The following is an 11873-nucleotide window of genomic DNA, read 5'->3' on the forward strand; positions in this document are numbered from 1 at the left end:
TGAGTTTTATACATGTTCTTTTGTGACAAACCTTGTCATGCTCGTTTCAAAAATTTAAAACAACAATGAGTCTGGTAACAAAGATGCTTTTCAGGCGTGGCTCATCAAATATAAAGGCGTAACAACATGGTTGTAGACTTATTCATTCCCTGTTTTATAGATCAGTTATACCCCGGTACCGGGTGGAATGTTGTAAAAATCCTTGAAAAAGCCGGTATAGAGGTTAATTATAATCCCCGGCAGACATGCTGTGGCCAGGCCACTTTCAACAGTGGGTATTGGGACGGATCAAGGAAATCGGCAGAAAAATTTCTGAAGGATTTTCCAAACGACCGTCCCATTGTTATTCCTGCTGCCTCGTGTGCCGGATATGTCCGCAATCATTACCCGGAATTGTTTAAAGAGCATCCTGATAAAAAAGAGGATGTTGACCGCGTATGCAAAAATGTGGTGGAGTTGACCGATTTTCTGGTTAATCACCTGAAAATTGAAAACTTTGAAGCCTGTTTCCCGCACAAAGTAACCTATCATGATGCCTGTTCGGCACTTCGCGAATATGGTATCAAAGACGAACCCCGTCGTCTGCTGTCAAACGTCGAGGGGCTGGAATTACGTGAATTACCCGACAATACCACTTGTTGCGGTTTTGGCGGAACTTTCATGGTGAAATATGTACCGGTGTCAACAGCTATGGTGGAACAAAAAGTTGAAAATGCACTCTCTACCGGCGCCGAATACATCGTTTCAACTGAGGCATCCTGCCTGTTGAATATCGAAAGTTATATCAAGAAAAATGAATTGCCCATAAAAACCATTCATATAGCAGACGTTCTGGCCAGATTTTGACCGATAAACGCGAAGGTGCAAAGTTTTTTGAAAAATATTTCCTCAGGGTTACCTCTATCGCATCTGCAGCTCATGTAACTTCTGATAGACACCTCTTTTTTCAATCAACTCATGATGATCCCCGGTTTCCACAATTTCACCATCATGAAATACATAGATGCAATCGGCATTACGGACAGTAGAAAGGCGGTGCGCAATAACGATTGAAGTACGGTTGGCCATCAGGTTTTCAAGCGCTTCCTGTACAAGCTTCTCCGACTCTGTGTCAAGGGCCGAAGTGGCCTCATCGAGGATAAGGATAGGGGGATTTTTCAAGACGGCCCTTGCTATGCTGATACGCTGCCTTTGTCCGCCCGACAAACGTCCCCCACGGTCGCCTGCGATGGTATCGTATCCATGTTCGGTCGCCATGATAAAGTCGTGTGCATTGGCCACCCTGGCAGCCTCTTCAACCTGTTCCGGCGTAGCATTTTCAACACCAAAAGCAATATTGTTAAAAATGGTATCATTAAAAAGAATGGCATCCTGATTTACATTTCCCATCAGATGGCGCAAATCATGAATTTTAAGATCGCGGATATCAATCCCGTCAATCAGGATAGCACCCTCGCTCACATCGTAAAACCTGGGAAGAAGGTCAACAAAAGTAGATTTACCGCTTCCTGACTGCCCCACCAGTGCAATGGTTTTTCCCTTGGGAATATAAAGTGAAATATTTTTGAGAACGGGTGTTTTGTTATACGCAAATGTTACATTACGATATTCGATTCCCTGTTTTAATTCATTGATTGGTTTGGCATTGGGCGACTCTTTTATTTTCACCTCGGCATTAAGAATCCCGTCAATCCGGTCAAAGGCCGCAAGTCCTTTCTGGATATTATACAATGCCTTGGAAAAGGCTTTAGCCGGGTTGATCACCTGGTAAAATATCCCGAGATAAGCCAGAAATTGCGCAGCATTAAGAGTGTCCGACTCAGTAAGAATCAGCGTACCGCCAAACCATACAAGAATAACCACCACTATGGTACCCAGGAATTCACTCATCGGATGTGCCAGATCTCTTCGGCGCATCAGACGGTTCATTATGCTGCGGTATTCCTCTATTTCCTCATTGAAACGGTGGTCCATCCGTTTTTCGGCATTAAAAGCTTTGATGATACGCAATCCGGAAAGTGTTTCCTCTATTATTCCCAGTAGATCGCCCATCTTATTCTGACCTTCACGCGACGTCTTTTTCAAACTCCTGCCCACCCGGCCAATGATGTATCCGGCCAATGGTAAAACAACAAAGACAAAAAGCGTGAGTTTTACGCTGAATATCAGCATGGCCGCCAGATAGACCATAATAAGCACCGGATTCTTAAGAAACATATCGAGCGACGACATGATGGAATTTTCAACTTCCTGAACATCACCGGTTGACCGGGCAATGATATCTCCTTTTTTTTCCTCACTGAAAAAACCGCTGTGCAAATTCAGTATTTTCCGGTATATCTGATATCTCAAATCACGTACAACACCATTCCTGATGCCAACACTGGTATAGGAGGCCAGATAGGCAAAACCGGTTTTCAGGAGGGTTCCGAAAACAAGAAATACCCCGACAAAAAGCAACGACCAACCGGGACCATAATTGTTCTTCAATTGCGTGATGTAGTAATATAAATTGTGCTTAAGATCATTAAAGTTGAGATTCCAGTCTGCCAATGCATAAACCTCACTTTGCTGCCCAAGAATAATCTCAAGCATCGGGATCATCAGTGCAACCGAAAAAACGGCAAACAGAGCCGAAAGGAGATTAAACAAAATATTAAAAACCAGCAGATGTTTATAGGGCGGCAAAAACCGCTTCATTATGAACCAGAAGTCTCGCATTAACAGATGTTTAGATGTTAGATATTTAGATGTTAGATATTTAGATTTAAGATATTTAGATTTAAGATGTTTAGATTTAAGATGTTAGATTTAAGATGTTAGATTTAAGATGCTTAGATTATTAGATTTTATGATGTCTGAACTTCAAAAACCCGTAAGAAAAATATCGTATTATCCCATTTCAGTAGTCTTGAAAAGAAGCTGTTCAAGCTCCGTAATCGCGCATATTACTAAAATAAATCGACACCGGTATAATTCCGTGGAGAAATCTTTTTGAGTTCATCTTTCACCCGCTCATCCACATCTAATGTGTCAACAAAACGGGAGATAGATTCTTCATTGATCACTTCATTGGTGCGCGTCAGGTCTTTTAATACTTCATAAGGATTGGCAAATCCTTCCCGTCGCAGGATGGTCTGTATAGCTTCGGCCACTACTGCCCAGTTGTTTTCCAGGTCCCGGTCTATGGCAGGTTTGTTGATTAAAAGCTTTCCCAGTCCTTTTTGTAACGACTGAATCGCCAACACCGTATGAGCCAGAGGAACACCAATGTTGCGTAAAACAGTACTGTCGGTTAAATCGCGCTGAAGCCTTGAAACCGGGAGTTTGGCGGCCAGATGTTCAAACAGCGCATTTGCCACCCCCAGATTTCCTTCCGCATTTTCAAAGTCTATCGGATTCACTTTGTGTGGCATGGCACTGGAACCCACTTCACCCTTCTTGATTTCCTGCTTAAAATACTCCATCATTATATATAACCAGAAGTCTCTGGCCAAATCAATAAGAATGGTATTGATGCGCTTGAAATTATCGAAAATGGCTGCCAAATTATCGTAATTGGATATTTGCGTGGTCACCTGCTCACGCTCCAGCTGAAGCTTTTCTCCGACAAAACGATTGGCAAAATCAACCCAATCCACCTGTGGATAGGCAGCCTTGTGTGCATTAAAATTACCGGTGGCACCGCCAAATTTAGCCGGACAAGGAATGTCTTTAAGCAAAATCAACTGTCGCTTAAGGCGTTCCACGAAAACGCGTACCTCTTTTCCCAGGCGTGTCGGAGAAGCAGGTTGACCATGCGTTCTGGCCAACATGGGGACATCCTTCCATTCATTGGAAAGCGCTTCGAGTTTAGCGATCAGTTCTTCCAGAAACGGATAATAAACACCGTGCACAGCATCGCGAAGAGAGGCAGGAATTGCTGTATTATTAATATCCTGTGAAGTAAGACCGAAATGTATAAACTCTTTAAATCCTTTCAATTCCAGACGATCGAATTGCTCTTTCAGGTAATATTCAACGGCTTTAACATCATGGTTGGTTACATTTTCTATTTCCTTAACACGTTCGGCATCCTCGAGCTGAAAGTTTCTGTAAATGGCACGCAATACATCGAACTTACCATGATCAAAATTTTTCAACTGTTCCAGCGGCTCCTCACAAAGGGCAATGAAATATTCCACTTCCACCATTACCCTGTAACGAATAAGAGCATACTCGGAAAAATAGAGGGCAAGGCCGTCCACTTTCGAACGGTATCGGCCGTCGATGGGAGATATTGCTGTAAGCAAATGCAGGTCTGTCATAGTTGTCTTCCTTTTCGCCGCCACAAAGGTAGGAAAAAATGATTATTGAGTCTGTTACTGCAATAGCTATTTTGTCAATATCGGCTAAATATTATTTTGGGGTGCAAGGAGTTTTGTCTGTTTCTATTCCACGCCAAGAACGCGAAATTAAAGAAGCGCTAAAATCGCGAAGAAAAGATTTCAAAGTCTTTCACGTGGAAAATTTTATCAAGTGCCAGTTGCAATGCCTGCCCCGATGATATCGGGGGCAGGCATTCTAAATGACACTTTTGAACAGACCCATTATTAAGTAAGAAACTTTCCCGACTTTACAGACGAGCACTAAGTCTATTACATCTTCTGCCTTTTGCCTGACAAACTTCTGCCTGTAGCTCATACCTTATATCTAAAAATTCAACGATCTATCACTAAGAACAAATATTCTTTCCCTGGTTTTGAGCATCTCCAAAAAATTCCATATTTTTATTTAAACTGAATTATTCATAAGTTTTCGTGATGAGATGGAAAAAAGCAAGCAAATGAAACGAGCATGACAAAGATAGCCTTAATAGATTATCAGATTTTTAGATATAAGTAATTTAGTCAGTAGTTTTTAGTCAGTAGCCAGTAGTGTGGATTATAAACACAACAAACGTCTTTGCGTTTTAGCTTTTTTACCAACCCCTGCAACACCATAGTTTGCCCGTATAAAGAAAAAATATTTATAGTGATGAAACGAGCATGACAAGGTTTGTCACAAAAGGACATGTATAAAACACAATCATGCGAGTTCCATCAGGCCAATAACTTAGATTAATTTTATACTGATGAAAACCATTCCGGTAATACTTTTGACATTACTTTTTCCCTTTTGTACCAGAGGAGAGACAAGTTTCACCGACATTGTGTTACTTAACTCATACCATCCTACCTTCAAATGGACGGCTGATATTACCAGTGGGGTGCTGGAGGAGTTTTCAGATGCCGGCAAGTACAGGGTATTTGTCGAATATATGGACTCAAAACGGTTTCAGAACAAGGCATACATCGAACAATTACGTGAAGTTTATCAGCACAAATATTCATCGGCCGAAATAGACGGTATCATAATCAGTGACAACAACGCTTTTGACTTTTTCCTCCGTTATGGCGACAGGATTTGGGGTGATGTTCCCGTTGCTTTTTGCGGAAACAACAATATCAGGAATTACAAAATCGATACCACACGATTCAAAGGTATTAATGAGCACATCAATATCGACAGCACTTTGCATCTCATTAAGCAACTGCACCCAAACCTCGACGAGTTGATTGTAATCTCTGACTCAACAGTCTCGGGGAAAATATTCAGCAATCAGTTTATCGAAACGGTTACAACCAAACACCCCGACTTAAAATACAGAATGCTGAGAGCTAAATCACCGGAACAACTGACTTTTGAACTGAAAAATATATGTTCCGACCACAAAGTTATTTACTTATTGAGTTTGTACATCCAACGTAACGGAATCCCGCGTGAAATGATTCAGGAATCCGGACTTTTTCATAATAACTGCCGGGCCCCGATATATAGCAACTGGGATTTTCTGTTTGGCGACTTCATTGTAGGAGGTGTGGTTGTAAGAGGATGCGACCAGGGGCGTGAAGCAGCCCGGATCATGAAAAAAATGCTACAAGGCAATGCAAACATGCCATGGCTGACCCCTTCTCCCGAAAAACTGATGCTGGACTACCGCCAGCTCAATAAAAACGGTATCAACTACTCGGCACTGACCCCCAAAGCTATCCTGCTCAATAAGCCCGAGAACCCCTTCGAACGGTTTCAGCAGGAACTGATCATCGTTACGTCTATTCTTGCCTTTCTTCTGATCATTATCCTGATACTTCTGCGCGTCATCAGCCAGAAAAGAAAAGCGGAAAAGCAGTTGATGCAAAGTGAGAACCGTCTGGAAATGGCTCTTGAAGGTGCCAATGAGGGGCTATGGGATGTTGATTTTTTAACCGGAGATGTATTTCTGAGTCAACGATTTGCACAATTATTAAAATACAATAACCCCAACGAAATCGGTTTTAACACATCAACATACGCAACGCTTTTTCATCACAACGACCAGCAACAGGTTTGCGAAACGTTTCAAATGCATAAAAACGGGCATGCTCAAATGTTTCATTGTGAGGCAAGATTGCGTACAAAACCCGGTGATTATATCTGGTTTTTAATACACGGTAAAATTACAGAACGCGATGAAAGTCAGAACCCCCTGCGAATGGTTGGTACCATCACTGAAATCCAGTCGCAGAAAGAGTTTGAACAACAGCTGAAAGAAGCCAAGGAGAAAGCGGAAGAAAGTGACCGGCTGAAATCTGCTTTTCTCGCCAATATGAGCCATGAAATAAGAACGCCCATGAATGCCATACTGGGATTTACCGAACTAATGGCCACTGAAGCATCCCCCCAAAATGATAACCGAACATATCTGGAAATGATAAAAAACAGCGGAGAGAACCTGCTGAACATCATCAATGACATCATTGACATCTCCAAAATTGAATCGGGTCAATTACAGATTAAAAAGGAAACTTTCGATCTTCATAACCTGCTCGGGAATATCAGGAATATTTGTATCAACCTGATGCAACAGAAAAAGAAAAGCGGCATAGAATTCATGGTTAAGTACGGCATCGATGATGACAACTTCTTTATTAATGCCGACCCTTACCGGCTTCAGCAAATTCTTTTGAATCTTTTAACCAATGCGATAAAATTCACCGAAAAAGGTTACATACAGATACAATACAGCATTAAAGACCAAAAAACACTGATGTTTGAAGTGAAAGACACCGGTCAGGGCATTGACCCAAAACATAAAAATATTATTTTTGAACGTTTCAGACAGGTGGATGAAAGCTCTGTAAAAAGATTTGGCGGTACGGGACTGGGACTGGCCATCACCAAAAGCCTGATAACAATGATGAAAGGACAGATATGGTTTGAATCGAAACCGGGACAAGGCTCAACTTTTTTCTTTACCCTGCCCTGCGAATTTAAAACACTAAAAGCCGGCGTACATTTTTGAGAGGAAGGGAGCCACTTTTCTGAACAGACACTTCTAACAAGCGAATTTGTCCAAGCATCGAAACCGAACGAGCAATTTAACATTCTAACAACCTGACAATTTAACCCCCTGACATCCTGACAACCCAACAACACCCAACGACATAACAACCATGCAAATCTTCTACGAACCCGAAATACTAACCAACGGAGGTCTTCTCAACGAAGAAGAGTCACACCACTGTATAAAAGTTCTTCGTCATAACAAGGGAGATACCATTCACGTCATCAACGGGAAAGGGGTGCGTGCCATCGGCACAATAACAGAGGCTACGGCAAAAGCGTGTCGCATCAGAATTGAAAATACGGAAATTGAGAATGAACCCGAAGGAAAATGCCATATTGCCATTGCACCGACAAAGAGCATTGACAGATTTGAATGGTTTCTGGAAAAGAGCACCGAACTGGGTATCGACAAAATAACGCCGCTCTTGTGCCATCAGTCGGAACGAAAACACATCAGATTGCAACGGCTTGAAAGAGTGCTGACGGCTGCCACTAAACAATCGCTGCGCCTTTGGAAACCGGAAATAACCGAATTAACGAACATTCAGGATTTCCTGAATTCTGCTCTGCCCGAACCACTGAAATACATTGCTTATTGCGATAACCAGGAAGCGCAGCAATATCTGCCCGACCTTTTGAAAAACAGGAAAGACAGCGACGGTGTTTTGATTCTTATCGGACCTGAGGGAGATTTTTCTGAAAGCGAAGTTTTGTTGGCAAAAGAGAAGGGGTTTATTCCCGTTTCACTGGGAAAAAACAGACTAAGAACCGAAACAGCAGGAATTGCTGCTTGCCTGTTTGTTAAGATGAGGGAAGAACGTCAAAGATAATCCTGAAGTGTGTGACTCCCCAGATAATCTTTGATTTGACGGGATACCCGAAGAGAAAGATCACCCAATAAACACTCACCAAAGGGACAAACATCTCTGTTCAGCGGGCAGGTCTGGACTGCCAGTGGCCCTTCAATGGCCTCGTAAATATCAAGAAGCGTGATTTCTCCGGGTAATTTCTTCAAAACAAACCCCCCGGAAGGCCCACGGTTCGATGACACAAATCCGGCTTTTGATAATCGCTGCATTATTTTAGCAACATGATGACGTGAACTGCCAATAAAATCCGAAATTTTACTCACGTTCAGCACCACATCCGACCGGGCTATCAACACCATACCGTGGAGTCCTATTGAAGCGGCTTCGGTTAGAGCGATAATATTTGACATTGCTTTTATGCTTTAAGGTATTGTCTCAGATCAAGACTGTCCCCGCTCCAAAAAAATCTTTCAGCAGCAGGATCACGACCCAAAAGTAAAAAAATAAAAACAACCCGTAACCACAAAACAGATGTTTCCGGAATACGGGTTGCTAAAATAAAATATCTGTCCATTGCGCTTGTCAGTGTCTGTCCATAAAGCACCATTTGCTGTGTTACGCTTGTCGCCAAAAATATTCATCCCGCGGTAGATTTTGTAAGGCTTTTTAAATAAAAAACCAACAAAAAACACATTCGGGACTTCGTTTTGGCGACTGTGCAGGCCTTGCAACCGGCACTTTCTGAACAGACACATGATTTGTTGCAACTTTTCCCGACTATACAGACGGGCAATTGTTAACGTTCAAGCTCCAGTGTCTTCGATGGCAGGTCGCACACTTCTTTGGGTCCAAAATACTGAATGGGGCCCGGATAAACATACCTGGTATTCATAGCCCAGTCTTCACGATTGTCCGCAAATTTCCCAAACGGCTTGCCATCAAGTTTCACAAGGGCTTTCCGGATAACCGGCTTCATGGCACCATGACGACGTTCCATATTCATCATGCTTGTAATGGGAACGCCTCCGGCAATCCACTCATCGGCAGGTGCTTTAAGGTTGCGAACGGCAGCCATATAACCGGTTTTCCCTTCAGCAATCAGAATAGCGGCAGTATTCCCGAGAGAATAAGTATAATCGGCATCAAAATTAGTCGGGGCTGCACATCTGCCTTCATATCCGAAAAAGTGGGCCTGACCTTTAAACTTACCGTTGAATTTCCCTTCCTTTTTGAGTTTTTTCACTTTGGTTTTCACCATGTCGATCAAAAGTTTTTCGGTCTCAATCATTGAAACCTGAACGTTTCCGTGCGGGTCACGGTCCAACAGGAGCTGATTGGCAAAACTGCCGGGAAGATGGGTGAACACCTCTGCCGATTCTTTGGAAAGTTTCGCAGCAACAAAGTCGCGGCGTTCCTTATTACTTTCCAGCGCGTTAACTTCCGATTCATACTTTGCCAAAAGGTCGTTCAATTCACTAATCAACGATTTCATGGCTGGAATGAATTCAACCAGGCCTTCGGGTATCAGTACCGACCCGAAATTATCCCCATTTTCGGCACGTTTAACGACCACTTCGACAATCTGATCGACCACGTCATCAAGGGTCATGTTTTTAGCTTCAACCTCTTCGGATATAATGGCAATGTTGGGTTGTGTCTGAAGCGCGCATTCCAGTGCAATATGCGAAGCCGAACGTCCCATCAGCTTTATGAAGTGATAGTATTTCCTGGCCGAATTGGCATCACGCTGAATATTCCCGATAAGCTCGCTGTAAACTTTACAGGCGGTGTCAAAACCAAAGGAAGTCTCAATCATTTCGGTCTTCAGATCCCCGTCAATGGTCTTGGGAACACCAATAACCTGAATACCCGCGCCTTTTGCAACAAAATACTCGGCCAGTACCGCTGCATTGGTGTTCGAATCATCACCACCAATAATTACCAGAGCATTGATGCCCAGTTTCTTACAATTTTCAAGCGCTTTGTCAAACTGGGCTTCTTCTTCAAGCTTGGTTCTTCCTGAACCGATGATGTCGAAGCCTCCGGTATTCCGGTAATGAGCAATAATATCTGAAGTCAGTTCCTTATATTCGTTATCGATAAGACCGCTGGGGCCACCCAGGAAGCCATACAGCTTACTGTCGTCGTTGAGTCTTTTCAGTCCGTCGAAAAGTCCGGAAATCACATTGTGCCCACCCGGAGCCTGTCCACCTGACAGAATGACTCCCACCTTTTGAGCCGGGTATTTTTTCTCACTGCCGTCGGTCTCGAACGACAACAGGGGTAACCCGTATGTGTTGGGAAACATCTTTTCAATATCGGACTGGTCTGCAACCGATTGGGTCTTTCTTCCTTCAACAATTTTTACACTGCCCTTTAGTGCGGCAGGAACTTTGGGAACATACTTTTCCCTCGCGATTTGGAGTGGACTTTTTATCATATTACAAAATGGTTTATTGAATTTTTTATTGTACTAATTTTGTTGTATTTCTTAGCAAAATATGTATAAATGGCTGCGCCATTTGTACTTTGGATAACCGAATTGCGCGAATTAACGCGAATTTAGTCGCATCTATGATGCGACAATCATTCGTGTCATTGACAACATCATAATTGATTTTTTAAGGTGTTCTTGAACTCCTTCCAGTCGTTTCATCCGTATAAAATTTGTTTATTAAGGTCGGATGGAACTCGCATACAAGAACTTATACATATTCTGATTGAGGCAAACGTAGTCATGCTCGTTTCGTTGACGACAAAAAATAATTGCATAGCAATTAACTAATCCGAGACAAATTATGACTTTAGCTTTTTACCTGTTTTTGGCTCAGGCTTGTCCAGGCCAGACTAATATTATTAACAAATAGGAAGTAAACTGTCCTTTTTTCTTTTCAACTCTGCAACTTCCTGATTTTCCAGTTGCAAATTTGAAAATATTTTCTCAGAATAGAAAAAATCGGTGCCTAAAAATGATAAAGTAGGCAGTAGGCAGTAGGCAATAGGCATTAGGCAGCAGGCAGTAGGCAATAGGCAGTAGGCAGTAGGCATTAGGCAGTAGGCAATAGGCAGTAGGCATTAGGCAGTAGGCAGTAGGCAATAGGCAGTAGGCAGTAGGCAGTAGGCAGTAGTTACTTGTGAATTCAATTTTTCTACTACAGTTCTGTCGCCGCTCCGCGGCTGTTGTAACCAATGAGCTGATGAATGTATTCGTGATTTGTCTTTTCATCCGTATAAAATTTATTTATTAAGGTCGGATGGAACTCGCATGCAAGAACTTATACATGTTCTTTTGTGACAAACTTTGTCATGCTCGTTTCATTTATCCCGTATATTAACCTTAACCTTAGTCTCAACCTTAGCCTCAGCCTCATTTGGCCAGTGAAGGGATTCTTCGTCGTTCCTCCTCAGAATGACACTGATGCTGTCTGTCATTCTGAGAAAAGCGAAGAATCTACCCTCTCAACCTCAGTCTCAACCTCTATTTGATTATTGTTAAATCTGTGTAAATCTGCGATATCTGTGGTGCATTCTCAATCTCATCCCCAATCTCAACCTAAACCTAAACCTTAGCCTTAGCCTTAGCCTTAGCCTCATTTGGACAGTGAAGAGATTCTTCGTCGTTCCTCCTCAGAATGACACTGATGCTGTCTGTCATTC

At 42.5% G+C, this 11873-nt stretch carries 7 protein-coding genes; 3 read left to right on the top strand and 4 right to left on the bottom strand.

Going from position 1 to position 11873, the window contains the following annotated elements:
• The first annotated feature begins 126 nt into the window (after positions 1–126).
• Positions 127–846 (top strand): (Fe-S)-binding protein, encoded by a 720-nt coding sequence (locus ATH1_RS0117750; RefSeq protein ID WP_010422420.1) that lies wholly within the window; start codon positions 127–129, stop codon positions 844–846.
• A 54-nt stretch (positions 847–900) separates the two neighbouring features.
• On the opposite strand, the gene ATH1_RS0117755 is transcribed toward ATH1_RS0117750, so the two are convergent.
• Both ATH1_RS0117755 and purB read right to left on the bottom strand, forming a co-directional pair.
• Complete coding sequence (locus ATH1_RS0117755; RefSeq protein WP_010422422.1) at positions 901–2721, bottom strand: ABC transporter ATP-binding protein; 1821 nt, start codon at positions 2719–2721, stop codon at positions 901–903.
• A gap of 230 nt (positions 2722–2951) precedes the next feature.
• Positions 2952–4307, bottom strand: a complete 1356-nt coding sequence (purB, locus tag ATH1_RS0117760; protein ID WP_010422424.1) for an adenylosuccinate lyase — start codon at positions 4305–4307, stop codon at positions 2952–2954.
• 806 nt (positions 4308–5113) lie between these two features.
• Between purB and ATH1_RS0117765 the strand changes: the two genes are divergently transcribed.
• Positions 5114–7363 carry a sensor histidine kinase gene (locus ATH1_RS0117765; RefSeq protein WP_010422428.1) on the top strand — a complete coding sequence of 750 codons (2250 nt, stop codon included), beginning with the start codon at positions 5114–5116 and terminating at the stop codon, positions 7361–7363.
• Positions 7364–7514: 151 nt separating this feature from the next.
• Positions 7515–8237 carry a 16S rRNA (uracil(1498)-N(3))-methyltransferase gene (locus ATH1_RS0117770; RefSeq protein WP_010422430.1) on the top strand — a complete coding sequence of 241 codons (723 nt, stop codon included), beginning with the start codon at positions 7515–7517 and terminating at the stop codon, positions 8235–8237.
• Here the strand turns inward: ATH1_RS0117770 and ATH1_RS0117775 are convergent.
• Entirely contained in the window at positions 8228–8626 is a 399-nt protein-coding gene (locus ATH1_RS0117775) for an RrF2 family transcriptional regulator (RefSeq protein WP_010422432.1), read from the bottom strand. The two genes, ATH1_RS0117770 and ATH1_RS0117775, sit on opposite strands and share 10 nt — an antisense overlap.
• A gap of 386 nt (positions 8627–9012) precedes the next feature.
• Positions 9013–10656: a diphosphate--fructose-6-phosphate 1-phosphotransferase gene (locus ATH1_RS0117785; RefSeq protein ID WP_010422435.1), complete on the bottom strand. Its 1644-nt coding sequence runs from the start codon at positions 10654–10656 to the stop codon at positions 9013–9015.
• Between the last annotated feature and the right edge of the window lie 1217 nt (positions 10657–11873).

This window comes from Anaerophaga thermohalophila DSM 12881 (genome assembly GCF_000191885.1).
GTDB lineage: Bacteria > Bacteroidota > Bacteroidia > Bacteroidales > Marinilabiliaceae > Anaerophaga > Anaerophaga thermohalophila.